General features: G+C 40.5%; 23 protein-coding genes. 11 read left to right on the top strand and 12 right to left on the bottom strand.

Annotation, left to right across the window (positions count from 1 at the left end; all coding sequences use genetic code 11):
- The first annotated feature begins 27 nt into the window (after positions 1 to 27).
- The 3 genes from J0X14_RS05285 to J0X14_RS05275 all read left to right on the top strand — a co-directional run bounded on the left by J0X14_RS05285 (position 28) and on the right by J0X14_RS05275 (position 1,600).
- Complete coding sequence (locus tag J0X14_RS05285) at positions 28 to 339, top strand: cupin domain-containing protein (RefSeq protein WP_207096739.1); 312 nt, start codon at positions 28 to 30, stop codon at positions 337 to 339.
- A 3-nt stretch (positions 340 to 342) separates the two neighbouring features.
- A complete protein-coding gene (locus tag J0X14_RS05280) occupies positions 343 to 1,128 on the top strand; it encodes an SDR family oxidoreductase (RefSeq protein WP_207096738.1) in 786 nt (261 codons plus the stop codon).
- A 94-nt stretch (positions 1,129 to 1,222) separates the two neighbouring features.
- The gene (locus J0X14_RS05275; RefSeq protein ID WP_207096737.1) at positions 1,223 to 1,600 is read left to right on the top strand and encodes a DoxX family membrane protein; all 378 of its coding nucleotides are present in this window, start codon (positions 1,223 to 1,225) and stop codon (positions 1,598 to 1,600) included.
- A gap of 46 nt (positions 1,601 to 1,646) precedes the next feature.
- Here J0X14_RS05275 and J0X14_RS05270 read toward each other — a convergent pair whose 3' ends face one another.
- From J0X14_RS05270 to J0X14_RS05235, 8 genes are all read right to left on the bottom strand, one after another.
- Positions 1,647 to 2,375, bottom strand: coding sequence for a LytR/AlgR family response regulator transcription factor (locus J0X14_RS05270; protein ID WP_207096736.1), 729 nt, complete (start codon positions 2,373 to 2,375; stop codon positions 1,647 to 1,649).
- Complete coding sequence (locus J0X14_RS05265; protein ID WP_207096735.1) at positions 2,372 to 3,430, bottom strand: sensor histidine kinase; 1,059 nt, start codon at positions 3,428 to 3,430, stop codon at positions 2,372 to 2,374. Before J0X14_RS05265 ends, J0X14_RS05270 begins: the two co-directional genes overlap by 4 nt.
- A gap of 58 nt (positions 3,431 to 3,488) precedes the next feature.
- Positions 3,489 to 3,701: a hypothetical protein gene (locus J0X14_RS05260; protein WP_207096734.1), complete on the bottom strand. Its 213-nt coding sequence runs from the start codon at positions 3,699 to 3,701 to the stop codon at positions 3,489 to 3,491.
- A 263-nt stretch (positions 3,702 to 3,964) separates the two neighbouring features.
- Positions 3,965 to 5,989 (bottom strand): alpha/beta hydrolase family protein, encoded by a 2,025-nt coding sequence (locus tag J0X14_RS05255; protein ID WP_207096733.1) that lies wholly within the window; start codon positions 5,987 to 5,989, stop codon positions 3,965 to 3,967.
- Positions 5,990 to 6,155: 166 nt separating this feature from the next.
- Positions 6,156 to 6,677 carry a DUF4136 domain-containing protein gene (locus J0X14_RS05250; RefSeq protein WP_207096732.1) on the bottom strand — a complete coding sequence of 174 codons (522 nt, stop codon included), beginning with the start codon at positions 6,675 to 6,677 and terminating at the stop codon, positions 6,156 to 6,158.
- A gap of 66 nt (positions 6,678 to 6,743) precedes the next feature.
- The gene (gene obgE, locus J0X14_RS05245) at positions 6,744 to 7,745 is read right to left on the bottom strand and encodes a GTPase ObgE (protein ID WP_207096731.1); all 1,002 of its coding nucleotides are present in this window, start codon (positions 7,743 to 7,745) and stop codon (positions 6,744 to 6,746) included.
- Positions 7,742 to 8,299, bottom strand: coding sequence for a hypothetical protein (locus tag J0X14_RS05240; protein WP_207096730.1), 558 nt, complete (start codon positions 8,297 to 8,299; stop codon positions 7,742 to 7,744). The genes obgE and J0X14_RS05240 overlap by 4 nt, the downstream gene beginning before the upstream one ends.
- A gap of 3 nt (positions 8,300 to 8,302) precedes the next feature.
- Entirely contained in the window at positions 8,303 to 9,409 is a 1,107-nt protein-coding gene (locus tag J0X14_RS05235; protein ID WP_207096729.1) for an adenylate kinase, read from the bottom strand.
- Positions 9,410 to 9,528: 119 nt separating this feature from the next.
- On the opposite strand from J0X14_RS05235, the gene J0X14_RS05230 reads away from it, so the two are divergent.
- The 4 genes from J0X14_RS05230 (at position 9,529) to J0X14_RS05215 (ending at position 13,694) form a co-directional block, all read left to right on the top strand.
- Positions 9,529 to 10,686 (top strand): 5-(carboxyamino)imidazole ribonucleotide synthase, encoded by a 1,158-nt coding sequence (locus tag J0X14_RS05230; protein ID WP_207096728.1) that lies wholly within the window; start codon positions 9,529 to 9,531, stop codon positions 10,684 to 10,686.
- 73 nt (positions 10,687 to 10,759) lie between these two features.
- A complete protein-coding gene (purE, locus tag J0X14_RS05225; RefSeq protein WP_207096727.1) occupies positions 10,760 to 11,248 on the top strand; it encodes a 5-(carboxyamino)imidazole ribonucleotide mutase in 489 nt (162 codons plus the stop codon).
- A 17-nt stretch (positions 11,249 to 11,265) separates the two neighbouring features.
- Positions 11,266 to 11,661 carry a hypothetical protein gene (locus J0X14_RS05220; RefSeq protein WP_207096726.1) on the top strand — a complete coding sequence of 132 codons (396 nt, stop codon included), beginning with the start codon at positions 11,266 to 11,268 and terminating at the stop codon, positions 11,659 to 11,661.
- Positions 11,658 to 13,694, top strand: a complete 2,037-nt coding sequence (locus J0X14_RS05215; protein ID WP_207096725.1) for a M3 family metallopeptidase — start codon at positions 11,658 to 11,660, stop codon at positions 13,692 to 13,694. The genes J0X14_RS05220 and J0X14_RS05215 overlap by 4 nt, the downstream gene beginning before the upstream one ends.
- Here the strand turns inward: J0X14_RS05215 and J0X14_RS05210 are convergent.
- Both J0X14_RS05210 and J0X14_RS05205 read right to left on the bottom strand, forming a co-directional pair.
- Entirely contained in the window at positions 13,691 to 14,047 is a 357-nt protein-coding gene (locus tag J0X14_RS05210) for a hypothetical protein (RefSeq protein WP_207096724.1), read from the bottom strand. The two genes, J0X14_RS05215 and J0X14_RS05210, sit on opposite strands and share 4 nt — an antisense overlap.
- Positions 14,048 to 14,066: 19 nt before the next feature.
- Positions 14,067 to 14,408, bottom strand: coding sequence for a hypothetical protein (locus J0X14_RS05205; protein WP_207096723.1), 342 nt, complete (start codon positions 14,406 to 14,408; stop codon positions 14,067 to 14,069).
- A gap of 178 nt (positions 14,409 to 14,586) precedes the next feature.
- Between J0X14_RS05205 and J0X14_RS05200 the strand changes: the two genes are divergently transcribed.
- Together J0X14_RS05200 and J0X14_RS05195 are read left to right on the top strand one after the other, a co-directional pair.
- The gene (locus tag J0X14_RS05200; RefSeq protein WP_207096722.1) at positions 14,587 to 15,141 is read left to right on the top strand and encodes a sigma-70 family RNA polymerase sigma factor; all 555 of its coding nucleotides are present in this window, start codon (positions 14,587 to 14,589) and stop codon (positions 15,139 to 15,141) included.
- Between the two features lie 2 nt (positions 15,142 to 15,143).
- Entirely contained in the window at positions 15,144 to 15,374 is a 231-nt protein-coding gene (locus tag J0X14_RS05195; RefSeq protein WP_207096721.1) for a hypothetical protein, read from the top strand.
- On the opposite strand, the gene J0X14_RS05190 is transcribed toward J0X14_RS05195, so the two are convergent.
- Positions 15,371 to 16,195, bottom strand: coding sequence for a hypothetical protein (locus tag J0X14_RS05190; RefSeq protein ID WP_207096720.1), 825 nt, complete (start codon positions 16,193 to 16,195; stop codon positions 15,371 to 15,373). The two genes, J0X14_RS05195 and J0X14_RS05190, sit on opposite strands and share 4 nt — an antisense overlap.
- A 124-nt stretch (positions 16,196 to 16,319) precedes the next feature.
- Between J0X14_RS05190 and gcvP the strand changes: the two genes are divergently transcribed.
- Together gcvP and J0X14_RS05180 are read left to right on the top strand one after the other, a co-directional pair.
- Complete coding sequence (gene gcvP, locus J0X14_RS05185) at positions 16,320 to 19,178, top strand: aminomethyl-transferring glycine dehydrogenase (RefSeq protein WP_207096719.1); 2,859 nt, start codon at positions 16,320 to 16,322, stop codon at positions 19,176 to 19,178.
- 161 nt (positions 19,179 to 19,339) lie between these two features.
- The gene (locus tag J0X14_RS05180; RefSeq protein WP_207096718.1) at positions 19,340 to 20,398 is read left to right on the top strand and encodes a 3-oxoacyl-ACP synthase III family protein; all 1,059 of its coding nucleotides are present in this window, start codon (positions 19,340 to 19,342) and stop codon (positions 20,396 to 20,398) included.
- A gap of 50 nt (positions 20,399 to 20,448) precedes the next feature.
- Here J0X14_RS05180 and J0X14_RS05175 read toward each other — a convergent pair whose 3' ends face one another.
- Positions 20,449 to 21,342 carry an FkbM family methyltransferase gene (locus J0X14_RS05175; protein ID WP_207096717.1) on the bottom strand — a complete coding sequence of 298 codons (894 nt, stop codon included), beginning with the start codon at positions 21,340 to 21,342 and terminating at the stop codon, positions 20,449 to 20,451.
- Positions 21,343 to 21,456: the final 114 nt, after the last annotated feature.

The raw sequence follows: 21,456 nt of genomic DNA, 5'->3' as shown, positions 1-21,456 counted from the left end.
TTTTATATTGGCGTAAAATTGAAAACGATGAACCTATCAGAAATCAAATCCAAGGAAATTATGCCTGGCTACCACGCAAAAATGGTGCATGGAGAACGCATGAGTTGGGCGTTTTGGGATGTGGACCAAGATGCGGAAGTACCTGAGCATTTTCATATCCATGAGCAGATCATGCATGTGGTAGAAGGTAGTTTTGAATTTACCTTGGACGGAAAGACAAATACATACCGTTCTGGTGATGTGGTCATTATTCCTTCTAATGTACCACATAGCGGAAAAGCACTTACAAAATGTAAATTAATGGACATTTTTAGTCCAACAAGAGACGAATATAGATAACCCATGAACATTTCACTGAAAGGAAAAAAAGCCCTTGTGGGCGGGAGTAGTAAAGGAATTGGTGAAGCCATTTCTCGGCAATTGGCCGAAAGTGGAGCTAGTGTCACCCTGATGGCGCGAAATGAGGAACGGATGAAGAAATTAATTCAGGAAATGGATAGCTCCCAAGGCCAAAAACATCAGTATTTGGTGGTTGATTTTTCCCATTTTGATGCATTTAAAAAGGTCATTTCATCCTATTTTGAAAGCAACACCATTGATATTTTAGTTAATAATACCCAAGGCCCGGAGGGTGGCGGGGCACTGGAAAAAGACGTTGATGATTATCAAGGAGCTTTTGACTTATTGTTTAAGTCGGTGGTCTATACCACAGAACTTGCGCTAAAGCACATGCAGCAAAACAAGTGGGGGCGGATCATTAATGTAGCATCAATATCCGTAAAAGAACCCTTAAACTATTTGGCTCTTTCCAATACCATTAGAGCTGCTGTGGTGACATGGGGCAAGAGTTTGGCCTTTGATGTGGCCCAAGATGGCATTACGGTGAACAGTGTTTTGACCGGCTATTTTGATACTGACCGAATTGCCCAACTAAACACCAAAAAGGCCGAAAAAATGGGAGTATCTCCCGAAGAAGTACTTTCTGCAATGGAAGAGAAAGTCCCCATGAAACGAATAGGAAAACCAGAAGAATATGGATATCTGGTTACTTTTTTGGTATCTGAACAAGCTGCTTACATTACCGGAACCAACATTCCCATTGATGGAGGGTTGTTAAAATCCATGTAATTGTTGCTCCCTCCTTGTAGAAAAAATCCGTATTGAATTATCATATTCTTAATTTTTGTATATTTCTATTATGTAACCAACAAAAATTACACCTATGAGTTCAAAAGTTTTTATGGTAGTCCGCATATTATTGGGAATATTTGTCCTAGTATTTGGACTGAACAAATTTTTAAGTTTCATTCCCATGGGAGGTGAAATGCCCGATTCTGTCATTGCCTTTTTTGGTGCTGTCTCATCCTCATATACCCTAAAATTGGTAGCCATTGTGGAAATTTTGGCAGGTCTTTCGTTTATTTTAAACAAATATGGCGCTCTGATGGCCATAATTTTAATGAGCGTTTCCATAAATGCGGTATTGTTCCATGCCACATTATTGCCAGAGGGAATAGGTCCTGCCCTGGCGTTGTTGATATTGAACATTTTGGCCCTAGTGGGGTATAAAGACCGATATGCGGGTTTACTAAAGCCATAGAACTAAAAGACCTTCAATTTGAAGGTCTTTTTAATTTTAGACACACCTAAAGGCTCATTTTATCCTTGAAGATATAGGATTGTCTTCGCGACACTTCAACTTCTTCTCCGTTTTTTAAGGTCAATTTTAACTTGCCATTGAACCAGGGCACTACATTTTCTATGAAGTTGGTATTCACAATTTGCTGCCGATTGGTCCTAAAAAAAGAAGTCTCTGGAAGTTTTTCCTCTACTTGGTTAAGCGATTTGTACAATAATGGCTTTTTATCCTCAAAATAGACCCGGGTATAGTTCCCTACAATTTCAAACAGGGCAATATCGCCAATCTTTACCAACCAGCAAGATTCTCCATCCTTTATAAAAATCTGACTGCTCTCGGATAGCTTTTTGGTTTCAGCACCTTTGCTCTGATCAGTATTCTCCATCTTGGCCTTGACCTTGTCCAAGGCCATCGCAAAACGTTTCTCGCTAACGGGTTTCAACAAATAGTCCAATGCATTATATTCAAAAGACTTAATGGCATACTCGTCAAAAGCAGTGGTAAAAATAGTAATAGGCACCTCATCCAGCATTTCCAGGAGTTCAAACCCATCCTTTTCGGGCATATTGATGTCCAAAAACAATAGATCTGGTGTTGCTTCTTGAATAAGGTCAAAACCGTTGTCCACGTTTTCCGCTTCGCCCAACAACTCAATTTCCCCATACTTTTTAATGAGTTCCTTCAGTTCGTTTCGGGCCAACCTGGAATCTTCCACAATTACAGCTTTTATCTTCATGCCAATGGAATTTTAATGTGTGCCACCACCTCATCGGAAATCTCTTCTAAATTAAAGAAGGCCTTGTCAGCATAGAGCAGCTTTAAACGTTGTTCAATGTTTTTCAACCCCAATTGTGTGGAATCTTTCGCAATTTGAAGTTTACCTGTATTCCTAACTTGAATGACCAAGGCCGCTTCCTCTTTTTTGATATTCAAGGTGATGGTTCCCCCATGTTTTAAATTGGAAATTCCATGCTTAATGGCATTCTCCACTAGCAATTGTATTATCATGGGAGGAATCTGCAAATCCAACGTATCACTTTCCACATTTTTAATGAATTCCAAGCGATTCTCAAATTGAATTTTGGAAAGATCAATGTAATTGTCCACCACCTCCAGTTCTTCGTGTACCGAAATGGCATTTATGTTGTTCTTGGTGAGGGAGTATCGCAAAATCTCGGAGAGTTTGGTCAACATTTCACGGGATTTCTCCACATCCTCCAGCATAAGCCCACGAATGTTGTTGAGGCTATTGAACATAAAATGCGGGTTGATCTGTCCCTTAAGGGTATTCAACTGGGCCTGTTTTAAATGAGTGTTCAGTTCCAAGCGCTCAATACGGTCTTGATTGAGTTTCAACAACAACTTAATGACCAAATAGGTCACTGTCCAAGCTCCAATCATGAAAACTGAATTCAATATTTGAATTCCCAGATTATCATAATTCTCAAAGATTTGACGCTCGGTTTCGGTCAATGTTGGCCCCAATTTAACGTATAGGAAGCCGAATAGCGTGTTTAAAATGCCAAAAAGGAATGCAGTGAACAAAAAAGACACTAAGATTTTTATGAAATCCTTCCCGCCAAACGATTCAAACTGCACATTTCGCTTTAAGTACCATCGAAGCAACGAAGTGGTAAAAATACCTAGAAAGGTACCCATAACCACGGAATAAAGTAGCAATTGGGGACTAATACCCTTTACCACAAAAATGGAGATGGTGTTAATGAAACCCCAACCCAAAAGTTGAAGTATCCAAAAAACGTAGTTTCTTTTTTTTGTGCTCAATTCCATGAAATAGAATCAGTGATAACCCAAATATACTCTTTGCTATGCAACCTGTAGAATTCCTTTACTGCTGTTTTTTAATGCTCTTTTTCCAAAAAGGGATACAACAGGATCTACTAGAGGGTAAAAATGTTATCCAAACCATGGTCATTCCGGTATAGAAGAACGCAAAATAGTCATCGTAAGCCCATCCGGTCCATTTACCATAGAATCCGATCAAGGCACCCACAATTCCAATTCCCATAATTATTTTCTGCGTTGTACTGTGTTTTTTCATTGTATTGGTTTTAAAAGTTTAAAAATCGGTTTATAACAGAATATCCATCAAGAGGGATATCATAATTTTTGCCAGTGCGATCATTGTGTTTTGCTTTAATGGTTTTGTATGATGCTAAAGTAGAGGACTTTACCCCTATATAAAAGGAGATTATGGGCAGTGGTAAAAATGCATATACGAACGGTAAATCAGATTTTATTGAAGCAGTCAAAAATAAAAAAGGGCCACAAAGGCCCCTTTTCCATTCAATATCTATGATTTCCCTAATCTTTTAAAGGTTGGGGTATTTCTTGTTGCCCCAAATGCTTGGCATAAAAACCCATCATGGATTTATAGAGATCCAATCGGTTTTCCTCTTTTCCAAATCCATGTCCTTCATCATATTTTACCATATAGGGTACATCATAGCCTTTTTCGCGCAAGGCACTTACAATTTGGTCAGATTCGTCAATATTTACCCGTGGATCATTGGCACCCTGTACCACAAACAATGGTTTATTAATTTTATCAATTTGATATACAGGGGAAACTTCTTCCATGATTGTCTTCTCTTCGGGAATGTCCTCATCATACCAAATCTCTTTTATGATTTTTAGATAGGGCTTCCAATAGGGCGGAATGGTCTTCATAAAGGTGAACAAATTGGACACCCCAACATAATCCACACCACAAGCATATAAATCTGGAGTCTTTGTCAACCCCCTTAAAACGGCATACCCTCCGTGGCTTCCGCCATAAATAGCGGCTTTTTTGGAATCTACCCAGCCTTGTTCCACAACATATTTAAGTCCATCCTCAACATCGTCCATGGCTTTTCTTCCTATTTCTTTGAATCCCGACTCCAAAAATTCGCGTCCATAACCGCCAGAAATTCTAAAATTCACCTGAAGCGTAGCATATCCTCTACTAGCGAACAATTGCGCTTCTGGGTTAAATCCCCAAGAATCACGGATTCCTTGTGGACCACCATGAGGATTAACAATTACAGGCACTTTTTCACCTGCCAAAGCTGCTTTGGGCATGGTAATATAACCGTGCAAGGTTATGCCATCCCTACTGGTAAAGGTAATGGGGCGCATTTCGGCCATATCTTGCGCTCTTAGCTGGGGCATGGTGTTATATAACTCTGTTAACTTATTTTCGGCCACATTGTAGGCGTAGTAGATGCCGTAGACCCTATCGCTATCTACATAGAGCATATACAAGTTTTCATCCTCCGTGCTGTCCAAAATATCATACTGCATTCCGGGAAGTTCTTCTTTTATTTTGGCGTCCATTTTTTTGAACACATCGCTTACGGGAACTATCACACTTTTTTCACCTTCATAGGAAAAGTAGTCTATCTCATGATTACGGGTTCTGGAAATACCTCCTTCTTGTACATCATATTGATCATGCGAGAAAACCTTTTTAATGATTTTGTTCTCCTTGAGGTCATAGAGTTGCACTTCAGCTTTGTCATTGTCCAAATTGGAAACCACGTAGGCATCATGTGGATATTCCGTGGCATAATTAAAATCTGCTATAAAGAAATTATCTTTCCAATTGAGTTGTTTCAATACTTTAAATCCACCTTCACCATCTTCATAGTAGATATCTTGCTCCACACCATCTCGCAGTTTTGCAAACCCTTTCAGCTTTCCATATTTATCAAAATCGTATCCCAGAATGGGATTTACTGGGTCGTCATTGGTGTATAATTGTGTAATCTCCCCTGTGATCACATTCAGCTTGTAGGGTTCAAACACTTGGGCATTGTTCTTGTTCAAATCCACAATAATGTGTTCTTTGTCATCTCTCAAGAGTTCGTTGAAATCCGCACGTACCCCATCAAATGGCGTAAGGTCCTTTAAATTGCCGCCATCTAAATCAACAGCATAGATATGGTAGTTCTCATCTCCTCCGGTGTCCATTGAAAAATATAGCCGTTCATTGTTGAGCCAGCCATATACCCTTACCAATTCTTCTTTTTCCTCTATGGCCCTTTTGACTTCATTGGTTTCCAAGTTTTTCACATAAATGTGACGTTTTCCGTTTTCATCACTTTCTCTATAGGAAAGATATTTTCCATCAGGGGAAAATCGGAATGTAAAGGCCTTTGGGTTGCCAAAATAGTCCTCAACGGTGTACCGGTAATCGCCTTGATCTAATGCAGCTAGGGATTGTAGTTCTTCTTCCGAACTTACCAAAGTGCTGTCCCCTGGTTTTTCTTGGGCTTGAACCAGAGTTCCCAAAAATAGGAACAGGGAAAACCCGAAGACCAATTTGATCTTTTGTGTTGTTTTCATACGTGTTGTTTTAATTGTTTGATTGAAATTTAGTTTTGCTATAAAAAATAAGACTGGGTTTATGCTCTTTTGTTACATATTGATTCTAAATGTATTGGCAAAAACAAACCTATCCCACTGCACTATGGGCAACAACGGTATTCTGAAGGTGATGAAGGGTACTCAATCAGTTTTCAGGGGGAAACTTTGAAAATACCTTTTTTACTAAAGCTTGTAGTCGGTCTTCCCTCACACTTGGCGAAGCATTATCTCTATAACCACTTTCCGTGGAAGCCTGCCAGAACAAAGCATCCCGTTGGGCATCCACAAAATCAAACTGTATGTGACGCTGTACACCTCCATTTCCAATGGGTAAGCCAACGGAAACACCTCCGCCTACATTTCGTCCACCTCCACCCATACCAATACCCACTGAACTATTAGGGGCACTTTGGTATTCACTGCTGAGGATATTGATGAAAAATTCGGGCTCCTCAGCCAAACGATATCCTTTAAACTGTAGAGTTGAATCCAAGGCACGTATCAATCTTCGCTCATCCAATTGACTCAGACCCGTTTCCATATCCGAAAAATAGTTGTAGGTGGTATAGTTGGAAAAGTCAGTCCCCTTGTCGTAGTCGTAGTTCACCTTAATGGAAGAACATGATGCCAAAAAACAACAAAATGCTATGGAAAGTAGGTACCGCATGATAGAAACATCTGGATTACCACTAAAAATAATGAATATTTGACTATTGGAATGGAATAAGTGCTGTTATTCGTTCAACAGCTCCCAGAGTTTATCCTTGAGTTCCTGAATGCCCAATTGACTTACTGATGAGATGAACATATAGGGCACATCCTTAAAATCCTCTTTCATTTCCTCACGCATTTCGGCAATGAGTTCATCATCCAACATATCACATTTAGAAATGGCCACCAATCGACCTTTGTCCAAGAGCTCTGGATTGTATCGTCTCAATTCATCCAATAATATGGCATATTCCTGACTGACATCCTTGCTATCCGCCGGAATTAAAAAAAGTAAAGTGGCATTACGCTCAATATGGCGCAGAAAATAATGCCCCAAGCCCTTGCCTTCGGCGGCTCCCTCAATAATACCGGGAATATCGGCCATCACAAAACTCTTAAAGTCGCGATATTCCACAATGCCCAAATTGGGTTTCAGGGTTGTGAATTCGTAATTGGCAATCTTGGGCTTTGCCGAGGTCATTACAGAAAGTAGCGTGGATTTTCCGGCATTGGGAAAGCCTACAAGACCCACATCAGCCAAGACTTTTAGCTCAAGGGTTACTTGGTTTTCCTGACCAGGAATTCCAGGTTGGGCATACCGTGGAGTTTGGTTGGTGGCACTTTTAAAGTGCCAGTTGCCCCGGCCTCCCATTCCACCTTCCAAGATGATTTTCTCTTCTTGGTCCTCGGTGATCTCAAATAACACTTTATTGGTTTCAGTATCTCTTACCACGGTTCCCAGCGGTACTTCCATATAAACGTCTGCCCCATCAGCTCCGGTACTCCGGTTTTTACTACCATGTTCTCCATGACCCGCCTTAAAATGTTTCTTGAACTTAAAGTGGTAAAGCGTCCAAAGGTTTTTGTTGCCTTTAATGATGACATGGCCTCCTCTTCCGCCATCGCCACCATCAGGCCCACCCTTGGCGACATATTTTTCGCGGTGTAAATGCGTAGAGCCTTTCCCTCCATTTCCAGAGGAGACATATACTTTTACATAATCCACGAAATTGCCTTCGGTCATTCTTCTATACGTTCTAAAGCCTCAATATCCTTAAGATAGTTCTTTATCTCTAGATAATCTTCATGATACAGGAAAGATTCCTCAATATCAAGGTTTTGCACAATGGGGAGTACGGAGTCCTTGCCCACAAATTCTTCAACCAGTTTTTGTTGACGGTATTGTTTTCCAACCGCATCATCCTTAAAAAAGCTCTGCTTGTTGAAAATTAAATAATTGGAAGCTTTTACACCAAGTCCCTCATTTACCAATCTTGGCGCAATCCCCATGTGGTGTTCATACACAATATCGTCCCCTTCAAAAAAAATATGGCGTTCAAAGTACATTATTTCTGTTCGCATGTGCCTAAAAACAGTCTTTCGTAATCCATTCTGTTCTTTATAGGGAGCTACAAAAATAGCTGTGGACGTCCCAGAATCTACCAAATACTCTTTTTCTTCAAGCTCTGCATTCTTGTTATATGCCTTAACCGAATTGTTCAGGTCATCAACCCACTGGTCTTTTGAATTGCATGAAAAACCTAAAATTAGAATGAAAAAGAAAAGAGTGTGCTTCATTGCCTACAGCTTGTCAATAATAGCACACAACCGCTCTGTGACCTCTTTGATATCTCCAATGCCATTCACGGAATGAAACTTGCCCTGCTTTTCATAAAAAGCTTTCAATGGAGCTGTTTTTTGATTGTATTCGTCAAAGCGGTTTCGGATTTTACTTTCGTCTTGATCATCGGAACGACCACTGCTCTTACCTCTTTCCAACAGTCGAGCTACCAACACATCATCATCGGCTTCCAAAGCAATAGTGGCATTTATTTTCATATCCTTGGACTCCAAAAAGTTGTCCAATGCCTCTGCTTGGGCATCCGTTCTGGGAAATCCATCGAAAATAAAGCCTGCTGCCTCTGGGTTTTTCTCCACCTCATCCTTCAACATGTCAATGGTGACCTCATCAGGTACCAAATCACCCTTATCAATGTAAGATTTGGCCAATTTGCCCAAATCTGTTCCGTTTTTTATGTTGTAGCGGAACACATCCCCGGTTGAAATATGTTTTAAATTGTATTTTTCCTTTAGGAACTGTGCTTGGGTTCCTTTTCCTGCGCCTGGTTTTCCAAAGAGCACTAGGTTGATCATATCTGCTTGGTTTAATTGGTATACTTCTCTTAGATTTCGCCCTTGCTCATTATAATCCAAACCATAACCCACAATAAAATTATTGGGGATGTCCAACCCTACATAATCAATGGCGTATTCGCCATTGTACATGTCCGATTTATAAAAAAGCGTGGCAATCTTAAATTCCTTAGCGTTGGTCTGGGAAAACAGGTGCACCAACTGTTTCAGTGTCCTTCCCGTATCCACCACATCTTCCAAAATAATGACGCTCTTGCCCTCAATCTCTTCAGGCACATCCAACAAGGTTTCTACAATTCCTGTTGAAGTAAGGCCTTGATACGAGCTCAATCGCACAAAGGAAACCTCACAAGGGTATTGATAGGCCTTCAAAAAATCGGAGACAAACATAAAGGCTCCGTTGAGCACGCCCACAAAAAGCGGGGTCTCATCTTTGTAATCCTTGGCAATTTCTGCAGCCATTTTTTCGATGGCCCCAAGAATTTGCTCTTCCTTGAGATAGGGTTTAAAAATCTTGTCGTGAAGCTTGATCAAGGCAACATTATTTTAGTCAGGTTGGCAAAGATAGCATTTTTTGGGGGCGGTATTGCCCTTAGTCTTTTATCCCTTCAAGGAATTCACGTATTTTTGCTGTCATTCCAATTCGCTGATCAATGCAATTTTTCTCTTCGGACTTTAAACTAGGGATTTTAGGAGGTGGACAATTGGGCAAAATGATGCTCTACGAAACCCGAAAATGGGACATTTACACCAAAGTGATGGATGCTTCTCCCGAAGCTCCCTGCAAAATAGCCTGTAATGAATTTGTGGAAGGCAATCTCATGGATTTTGATGCCGTTTATAATTTTGGAAAAGATGTGGATGTCCTCACCATTGAGATTGAAAATGTGAATGTGGATGCTTTGGAAAAGTTGGAGCACGAAGGTGTTACGGTATATCCACCCACCAAAACACTGCGCACCATTCAAAATAAAGCCACACAAAAGCTCTTTTATACGGACCATGGAATTCCAACATCCTCTTTTACTCGGTTTGCCTATACCTCAGAAATTGAGGATAGCATTTCCAACGGTGGACTCCAACTTCCCTTTGTTTGGAAAAGTGCCCAGTTTGGATATGATGGTCAGGGTGTAAAGGTGGTTCGGAAAATGGGTGATCTCAAAGACCTTCCCAATGTGGAGTGCATTGCCGAAAAATTAGTGGATTTTAAAAACGAATTGGCCGTAATCGTGGTTAGAAGCCCCAAGGGCGAAGTCAAAACCTATCCTGTGGTGGAAATGGAATTTCACCCAGAGGCTAACCAAGTGGAATATGTAATCTGCCCTGCACGGATTGATGATGCTGTAGCGGAAAAAGCCAAAGCAGTGGCGCTTAAAGTTTCGGAACATATGAAGCATGTGGGCCTATTGGCCGTTGAGCTGTTTCAGACCCAAAATGATGAAATCTTGGTCAACGAAGTGGCCCCAAGACCCCATAACAGTGGACATTATAGCATTGAGGCTAGTTACACCAATCAATTTGAGCAACATATCCGTGCTATTTTAGACTTACCTTTAGGTAAAACCGATAGCAAAGTAGCAGGAATTATGGTCAACTTGGTCGGTGCCGAAGGCCATACTGGAAATGTGGTTTACGAGAATATGGAATCCATTTTGAAAATGGATGGGGTTACCCCACACATCTATGGAAAAAAACAGACCCGGCCTTTCCGTAAAATGGGGCATGTGAGCATTGTTGATGAAGATATGACACGAGCCCGGGAAGTGGCTCAAAAAGTGAAAGAGACCATTAAAGTAGTAGCAAAAGAATAACAAATACCAAGTTCAAGCGCAAGTTCAAGTTCAAGTTCAGGCTTGGTTATTGGAATTTACAGATTGGAATTTTATGAAAAAAGTAGCCGTAATCATGGGAAGCACCAGTGACCTTCCTGTCATGCAAGATGCCATTGATATTTTAAAGGAGTTTGGTATTGAAGTGGATGTGGATATTGTTTCCGCCCACCGTACCCCTGAAAAGTTATTTGATTTTGGTAAAAACGCCCACAAAAATGGTTATTCTGTCATAATTGCCGGAGCTGGAGGGGCCGCACACCTTCCGGGCATGGTCGCCTCATTGTCTCCTCTACCCGTGATTGGCGTTCCCGTAAAAAGTAGCAATTCCATTGATGGATGGGATTCGGTTCTCTCCATTTTGCAGATGCCCGGTGGCGTCCCTGTGGCCACTGTTGCATTAAACGGAGCCAAAAATGCTGGAATTCTTGCCGCTCAAATTATTGGAAGCTCAGACAGTACGGTTTTAATCAAGATAGAAGCTTACAAACAGGGATTAAAAGACAAGGTTATTAAAGGAGCGGAGGAAGTCAAGAAAAAATGATAACCCAATAAAACCTCATGAACTATAACCAAATTGGGATATTACTGGGGATAATTGTTATCCTTTTTATTCTTCTCACTTGGAAGAAAATCCAAAACCCGTATCTAAAAAGTACATGGAAAAGTGGATTATTGGTTTTCTCACTTTATGCGGTTTTATTGATTTTTATTGAGGTACGCTGGCACTTCATCTCTGAATTCGCAGACAAATTTGATTTGAACGGAAATGGCTTTGTGGATTTAAACGAATATTCTGATGAAGCCATAGAGGCGATGAACAAAAGAACCTACGGTGCCACAATAAGGCTATATGCCCCTTTGACCATGGGAGCATTATCCGCAATTATTGGCTTCTCTTATTTGATAAGCGATATCACGGTAATGCGATTAAAAAACAAAGAATTCAAAAAATGAGTATAGCAAACCCATTGCTGGAGCCATTTGACCTAGCTCCATTTTCAAAAATAAAGAACGAACATTTTAAACCGGCCTTTCTTCAGGCTATTGAAGATGCTAGGGCAGAAATTGATGCCATCGTTGAAAATCCAGAGGCACCCACTTTTGAAAACACCTTGGAGGCTTTGGATTTTTCTGGGCAACAGTTGGATCGTGTTTCCAGTATTTTTTTCAATCTAAATTCAGCGGAGACCAATGAAGAAATTCAAAAAATAGCCCAAGAAGTCTCCCCTTTATTATCGGATTTTGGCAATGACATTATTCTAAATGAGGGACTTTTCCAAAGAGTGAAATCGGTATACGAGCAACGAAATGAATTGGACCTTACTCCAGAACAACTGACCCTTTTGGAAAAGCGATATAAAAAGTTTAGTCGGAATGGGGCAAATCTCAACGAGGAAGATAAAAAAAGACTACGCAAAATAGATGCTGAACTTGCCAAGTTAAAACTGACTTTTGGTGAAAACGTATTGGCCGAGACCAACAAGTATGAACTTTTACTGGCCGATGAAAAAGATGTAGAAGGTTTACCCGAGGGAGAAAAAGAGGCTGCCGAACAGCTGGCCCAATCCAAAGGCAAGAAAGGATGGCTAATCACCTTGGATTACCCCAGCTACATTCCCTTTATGAAGTATGCCAAAAACAGGGCACTTCGAAAAGAATTGTCAATCGCCTTTGGTAGTAAAGGATTCCATAATAATGAATTGGACAACCAAGAAAATGTTCTAAAAATTGTTGCTTTACGACATGAACGGGCCAACTTGCTTGGTTACCCAACCCATGCCCATTTTGTTTTGGAGGAACGCATGGCCGAAACCCCGGAGAAAGTGATGGATTTTCTGAATGAACTTTTGGAAAAAGCCAAACCCGCTGCCGAAAGAGAATTCAACGAGTTGGAAGATTTTGCCAAACAACTGGACAACATTGACCAATTGGAAAAATGGGACAGTGCCTACTATTCTGAAAAATTAAAGCAGAAACTATTCAATCTGGATGATGAAAAGTTAAAACCCTATTTTAAACTTGAAAATGTGATCAATGGGGTTTTTAAGGTTGCCGAAATGTTATTCGGACTCACGTTTAAAGAGGTATCAAACATTGACAAATACCATGACGAGGTAAAAACCTTTGAGGTGTATGGCGCCTCCAACAATTTTATTTCGCTCTTTTATGCCGATTTCCATCCCAGAGCCGGGAAACGAGGTGGTGCTTGGATGACCTCGTACAAGTCCCAATTCACTCTGAATGGCACAAACAGCAGACCACATATCTCCAATGTTTGCAATTTTACAAAACCCACAAGCACAAAACCTTCTTTGCTCACCTTCAATGAAGTCACCACACTGTTCCACGAGTTTGGGCATGGGTTACATGGTATGTTGGCCAATACTACATATCCTTCCCTGTCCGGAACTTCGGTCTATTGGGATTTTGTGGAGTTGCCCAGCCAGATTATGGAGAATTGGTGTTATGAAAAGGAAGCTTTGGAACTTTTTGCCCATCATTATGAAACGGGTGAGCTGATTCCTATGGAGTTGATTGAAAAAATAAAGGAATCGGCCACTTTCCAAGAAGGTATGGCCACGGTACGCCAATTGAGTTTTGGATTTTTGGACATGGCATGGCATGGCACCGACCCAACGGGCATCAAAGACGTAAAAGCCTACGAAACCAAAGCCTTTGAGGGTACAGATTTGTTTCCCAAAACGCCAGAAACCTGTATGAGCACCTCATTTTCGCATATTTTTCAAGGAGGGTATTCTTCGGGCTACTACAGTTACAAATGGGCCGAGGTTTTGGATGCCGATGCGTTCGCCTATTTCAAGGAACAGGGCATTTTCAATAAGGAGGTTGCGGATAAGTTTAAAGAACATGTACTTTCCAAAGGTGGAACAGAAAATCCGATGGAACTCTACAAGCGTTTTAGAGGAGCAGAGCCCAAAATTGAGGCATTGTTGGAAAGAGCTGGCTTGGTGGAACTGAAAGATTAACAACATTCCACCAAGGGTTGATTGCTATCATTCCACATAAGTGCTCCTAAAGTAATGAAGGTAAGCAAAACACCTACGGTGGAAGCCAAAATGGTTTTTCCCATGGAAAAATCCATTTTCCTGTTTTCAGTGATCATGGCTCGTTGCACCACCAACGCTGTTTTATTTTGAATCACCACCAATGTAGAATCGTTCACCTCCTTAATATGGACTCGTTGTTTTTTCTGGTTACCGATACGGATTTCATATTTTTCACCCACAATGAATTCATCTTCAACAGGATTTAATTGTTTGTAGGTATAACAACTATTAAATAGTACCAGTATAACCAAACACAAAGCAGCAATTTTCATACGATAACACTTTATTAGTTTACAACCAGCTCAAAGTACCCACAAGGACAAGCGCCAAAAGACCACCCACAACTACCCCAAATACAGTATTTCCTGTAGATACTTTTCGGTGCTTAATTTCGGTGATCATATCCCTTTGAACGATTACCTCAGTTCTTCCTTTACGCACTACCAAAGTTGAATCCGTTACGTCATTAACGATTACCCTTTCCATTGGGCGGTCTCCAATCCGAATCTCATATTTTTGGCCTACCACAAAGTTATTGGAGTTACCTTGTGTAGGCTTGTATGCGTTACATCCAATCTGTAAAAGCAAAATGGAAATGAAGAGTGGTATTTTCCACCGAATAGAGGTCGACATTAAATGGTTAGCGTATTGGTTTTCATAAATTTATAAAATTTTTAAACGCAAAAATCCAGTTGACTTTTGTTAATCTTAGATTAAAGTGTCACTTCATCAATTTATTTTTAAGGTTTTTTACCAGGTACAAACCATCAACCATTGTTAAAAACCACTATTTTTGGTACTTCTTAAAAATATGGCAGAACACAAACTACATCCTGATACTTGGGTAGACCTATATGCCGACTATCTGTTCAATTATGCAGTGGCCCGTGTAAGCGATGCTGAAATTGCCAAGGATTTGGTACAGGAAACCTTTTTTGCCGGGCTTAATTCTGCCAAAAACTTTAAGGGCGATGCTGCCGAGCGCACATGGCTCATTGCCATCCTAAAGCGAAAAGTAATAGATCATTATCGCAAGATCAATTCCAAAAAAGGAAAGGCAGAGGTACGCATCAATTATACTACCGACTCAGATTCCGATGGAGACTGGCTTGAAGAGCAGGTAGCCGACCCGTTTAGTCAAGATGGTGATAATGTGCTCGAAAATGAAGAATTGGGGGTCGCATTGCAGGAATGTATTGAAAAATTGCCCAAAAAACAGTCGCAAGTCTTTAAAATGAAGACCATCCAAGGAATGAGCACTGAAGATATTTGTAATGAACTAGAAATTAATCCGTCCAATCTGTGGGTAATGATACACCGGGCAAGGACGGCTCTCATGGGTTGTTTAAATGAAAATTGGTTTTAGTTATGAAGATTACATGCGAGGAGGCATCACATATCTGCAACAAATCACAATATGACGAAGCAAGTTTTTGGGAAATCTTAAAACTTAAGCTACATGTTCTGTATTGCAAGACCTGCGCAAAGTATTCCAAAAAGAACTCCCAGTTGACATCTTTGTGCGATAAGGCTGAACTATCCTCCCTTTCCGAAGATGACAAGGAGTGTATGAAGCGTGATTTGGAAAAACGGCTTTAAAGATAATTTTTTACCACCCAGAACATTCCCAGCCACAGCATAGGTATTCCTTCCACCCAAAATGAGACATAATATTTGGATTGCATTTTTTGGCTGGACAACAGCATAAAAATCATGATTCCACCAAGAATAAATCGTAGCCACACCTCATATTCATGGATTTCATCCCTTAAAAAGGTCAATAAAAAGAAAATTACGGTTAGGACAATCCCAATTTTTTTGGTTTTTTTGATTCCATACACTTGCGGCAGTGTTTTTAAGTTCTTATCATCCCATTGCAGATCTCTAATTTCAAAAGGAAGTATAAGCACAACCACCAAAATGAAGCGTTGCAAGAACAATATCCATACATCCCAATGTAATGGGATTTTAGCATCTATGGCCGGCAGCAAAACCGTGAATCCTACCCAGACCAAAGCCACAATATAAATCTTGAATCCACCCAAATTCCTCAAATTCTTTGCTCTGGGAAGCAGGGGAACGGCATATAATGCAGAAAGCAAGGTCATCATCGCTATGGCTACCCATATTTTTTGATTTAACTGCGTCATAAAATAAAGAGCGAACACAAAGGCCAAAAAGCTAAAGATTTGGATGATTTTGTGGTAGGCATTGGAGACGATCAGATATTTATAGGCCTCAACCCCATACTTTACGAAATTATAGCACACAATCACCCCGAAAAAGATGAATCCCAAAAGATATGGGTCAAACGAGGCGTCCAACAGATAAAAAGTTACACCGGTCAGGGATATAACCGCCAGAGCCACATGGATACTGGCATCCAGATAAAAATCAAAAATAGACTTCAAGCTGCGCATGGAACTGAATCTTTGCCGCGACCACAAAGGTTAATTTGTGGTTAACAACTTTGGATTAGAGACCCTCAAAATTGCTTATTTTCATTGAATTAATCCCTAATTTTGTGCACTTTATTGGATTGAAATGAATACAGAAGTGTTTGCCGCCAGACATATTGGCATTGCAGAAAAAGACCTTCCCCAAATGTTCGAAACCATAGGGGTGGAAAATATGGAACAGCTCATTTACGAGACCATTCCAGATGATATTAAATTGAAAAAAACCTTAGATCTTCCAGCAGGGATCAGTGAGCACGAGTTCTTGACCCACATTCAGGAACTGGCACAAAAAAACAAGGTTTTTAAAACCTATATTGGTTTGGGATATCATGAGTCCCTGACCCCTTCCGTAATAAAACGGAATATTTTGGAAAATCCAGGATGGTATACCGCTTACACACCGTACCAAGCTGAGATTGCCCAAGGCCGTTTGGAGGCTTTGTTGAATTTCCAGACCATGGTGAGCGATCTTACCGGAATGGAAATTGCCAATGCTTCCCTTTTGGATGAAAGTACCGCTGCTGCCGAGGCCATGACCATGTTGTTCGAACTGCGTTCGCGCCAGCAAAAAAAGGACGAGACTGTCAAATTTTTCGTGTCCGAAGAAATCCTGCCGCAGACCTTGAGCTTACTAAAAACCCGAGCCATTCCACTTGGAATAGAGTTGGTAGTGGACAATCACGAAACTTTTGATTTTTCCGAGGATTTTTACGGGGCTTTGCTCCAATATCCTGGAAAATACGGTCAAGTTCACGATTATGGTGAGTTTGTGGAAAAAGCCAAAGCAAATGACATCAAAGTGGCCGTTGCAGCCGATATTTTGAGTTTGGTATTGCTTACCCCTCCCGGGGAATGGGGCGTAGATGTTGTGGTAGGAACCACCCAGCGTTTTGGCATTCCGTTGGGTTATGGGGGACCACATGCTGCCTTTTTTGCCACCAAGGAAGAATACAAAAGAAGTATTCCTGGTAGAATTATTGGTGTAACCAAGGATACGGATGGCAATCGTGCCTTACGAATGGCACTTCAAACTCGGGAACAACATATTAAAAGAGACAAAGCCACCTCCAACATTTGTACGGCACAAGTACTTTTGGCGGTTATGGCAGGAATGTATGCCGTTTACCACGGGCCAAAAGGATTAAAATATATTGCCGAAAAAGTTCATCACAAGACCAGAACCCTTGCACTGACTTTGGACAAATTGGGTATAAAACAACTGAATACCGGCTTTTTTGATACGCTTAAAATTGAAGTTGACAATGTTGAGCGGCTAAAAGAAATAGCAGTGTCTTCTGAAGTGAACTTCAACTATATTGACAATAATGCCATTTCAATATCATTAAATGAAGCCACATCAGATAAAGATGTTTTACAACTGATAAAAATATTTTCAGCATCTGTGGATTTCAAGGAAAGTGTCAAAATTGATGTTGATTCTTCCGCCGAACAATCCATTCCTGAATCTTTACAACGAAAGGCTCCATATTTAGAACACGAAGTGTTCAACAGCTATCACTCCGAAACTGAGTTGATGCGTTACATTAAAAAATTGGAGCGCAAGGATTTGGCTTTGAACCATTCCATGATTTCCTTGGGAAGTTGTACCATGAAATTGAATGCAGCTTCCGAAATGCTCCCATTAAGCATGGCCCATTGGGCAAATATCCACCCTTTTGTGCCTTTAAACCAAGCTGAAGGATATCAGGAAATGCTCCAGACTTTGGAGCAGCAACTGAATGTCATTACTGGATTTGCGGCCACCTCATTGCAACCCAATTCTGGTGCCCAAGGAGAATATGCTGGCCTTATGGTCATTAGAGCTTACCATGAATCCAGAGGAGATGGACATCGAAACATTTGTTTGATTCCTGCTTCGGCCCACGGAACCAATCCAGCATCTGCTGTTATGGCTGGCATGAAGGTAGTGGTGACCAAGACCGATGAAAAAGGAAATATTGATGTTGCCGATTTGGAAGAAAAAACTAAGCTACATTCCGAAAATCTAGCTGCTTTGATGGTTACCTATCCATCTACCCACGGGGTATTTGAATCCTCCATCAAACAGATAACCCAATTAATTCATGAAAACGGAGGTCAAGTCTATATGGATGGCGCCAATATGAACGCCCAGGTCGGTCTTACCAATCCCGCAACCATTGGTGCCGATGTATGTCACCTCAACTTGCACAAAACTTTTGCCATTCCGCATGGTGGTGGAGGACCCGGCGTTGGTCCTATTTGTGTGGCGGAACAATTAAAGCCTTTTTTACCCACAAACCCTGTGGTGAAAACAGGAGGTGACGAAGCCATTACGGCTATTTCAGCAGCACCTTGGGGCAGTGCTTTGGTGTGCTTAATTTCCTATGGATACATTAAAATGTTGGGAGCAGAAGGGCTTACCAATGCAACAAAGGCTGCCATTCTCAATGCCAATTACATCAAAGACCGGTTGAAAGGGAAATTTGATGTGCTGTATACCGGAGAAAGAGGTAGAGCCGCCCACGAAATGATTATTGATTGTAGGCCTTTCAAAGCCAATGGTATTGAGGTGACCGATATTGCCAAACGACTTATAGACTATGGCTTCCATGCCCCAACAGTATCTTTCCCTGTTGCTGGAACCTTGATGATTGAGCCCACGGAAAGTGAAAGCCTTGCCGAATTGGATAAATTTTGTGATGCCTTGTTGTCCATCCGTAAAGAAATCGATAGCACCAGTGCAGAAGAACCCAACAATGTGCTTAAAAATGCACCCCATACGTTGGAAATGGTTACAAACGATACATGGGAGTATCCCTACAGTAGACAAAAAGCGGCATTTCCACTATCTTATGTTGGTGAAAATAAGTTTTGGCCCGCTATTCGAAGAACAGATGAAGCGTTTGGGGATCGTAATTTGATATGCACCTGTGCCCCTATTGAAGCCTACGCAGAAGCATAGCCAAACCACCATATTAATTGATAAAGAGCCTTGATTATTTTTTTACATCAAGGCTCTTTTGATTCTGATTGTGATCCCAACTTGTCTTGGACACTGTAAAATATATTATGCATGCATAATACATTAAATTTTGATTCTTATCTTAGATTAAAACCTCTACCATGGAGATTGGTATCACAGGAACTGGAAGTTATATTCCATCCATCATTACAAAGAATGAAGACTTTTTGGGCCACACCTTTTTAGAAAACGACGGGTCCAGCTTCCCACAAGACAATGCGGTAATTATAGAAAAATTCAAATCTATCACTGGAATTGCAGAGCGAAGGTACGCCCCATCCAATCTGAAGACTTCAGATTTGGGATTTTTAGCCGCCCAAAAAGCCATTGAGGATTCTGGGATAAATCCAGAAGAACTGGATTACATCATCTTCGCCCATAATTTTGGAGACCTTACTCCTGGGAAAATTCAAGGGGATACCCTGCCCAGTTTGGCAACGCGGGTAAAACATCTGCTTCGCATTAAAAACCCCAAATGTGTAGCGTATGATATGATTTTTGGGTGCCCTGGATGGATAGAAAGTGCCATTCAAGCTACAGCTTTCATTAAAAGTGGTATGGCCAAAAAATGTTTAGTGATTGGCGGGGAAACACTTTCAAGGGTTGTTGACAAACATGATCGAGACAGTATGATTTTTTCTGACGGCGCAGGTGCGGCCATCTTTGAGGCTAATCCCAAATCCGGGCAAGTTTTAGGACATGCCTCCCTCACCTATGCCAATGAGGAGGCTTATTACCTCTATTTTGACAAGTCCAATCAGGAGGAAGCGTGCGCCAACACCCGTTATATTAAAATGAATGGCAGAAAAATCTACGAATTTGCCTGTACCCATGTACCACAAGCCATGAAGGATTGTTTGGATAAAAGCGGTGTGGGTATTGATGAGGTCAAAAAGATATTTATTCATCAGGCGAATGAAAAAATGGATGAGGCCATTGTAAAACGATTTTATCGATTGTATCAACAAGAAGTTCCCGAAAACGTTATGCCTATGAGCATCCACAAATTGGGGAATAGTTCCGTAGCAACAGTTCCCACACTGTTCGATTTGGTCATCAAGGGAGAGATGCCGGAACATCAATTAAAAAAGGGAGATGTTGTTATTTTTGCTAGTGTCGGTGCCGGCATGAACATCAATGCAATGGTTTATAAATATTAAAACAACATTGCTATTCGGTCAAAAACAAATTCAGGTTAATCTTAGCTCTATTATTTGATAATAAATCTCTCTATAAGACCTTTCTTTTCAGCAGGCACAAAAAACACATTTCGAATACCATTGTCCTTTTTACGTTTCAAGGTGCCGATTTCCATTAGACCATTTTTCATGTGCGCATAATATAGGTAGTTCAAATCCTCCATTACTGATTCCAATTCTGCTTCATTCTGATTATAGAGTACTTCACAAATTACAATTGGCCTATCCTTTTGCAACAATTTTAGTCCTCCTTTGAGAACCATAACTTCAGCACCTTCTACATCTATTTTTATTAATTCCACAGCTTGCGGATGATTATCAATATCATCCATCCGAATTGACTCAACTATGACCTCCTTGGAATTCAATCCTTTTTTTGTACCCATATTATGTTCTCCCGACAAATTGAGAATCTTGGGAAATTTAGGATTCACCACTTCATAAAAAGCAATTTTACCGCTTTCTAAGGACAATGCTTGTGAATGCACAATGACCTGATTGCCCACATTATTGATGGCAATGTTTTCATTTAAATAGAATTTTGGCCCTAAAGATGGCTCAAAAGCGTGAACCTTTATTTTTGGATTATATACGCATGCTAGAATACTATAATATCCTATGTTTGCTCCAACGTCCCAAAATGAACCAATATCCTTTATCAATTCGACAAATATGGAGGTATATTCATACTCCATTGGTTCTCCCCAATAAAGCTCCCTAAGAATATAGCTGGTTTGGTTTGCTTTTAATCGAATGGAAATGGAATCTGAAAAATTTAATTTAACAGTGCCAGAAGGGTTCAACTTATACTTATCCGGAAAAGATCCTTCAAATATTTTCATTAACCCTCGTAGAAATTTATTCACATGCTTGTCATAAATCAATGCACGTATAATATCCATCATTACTTCTATACTTAGAAACCAAAGATATTTAATTCTATATACTGTCCCATTCCGATTGGATAAATCATAGTCTGTTATTGCATTTCAACTAAAAAATCAATGAGACCAAAACAA

The sequence above is a fragment of the Allomuricauda sp. CAU 1633 genome (genome assembly GCF_017313225.1).
Classification (GTDB): domain Bacteria; phylum Bacteroidota; class Bacteroidia; order Flavobacteriales; family Flavobacteriaceae; genus Flagellimonas.
This window is presented reverse-complemented; position numbering and strand designations above follow the sequence as displayed.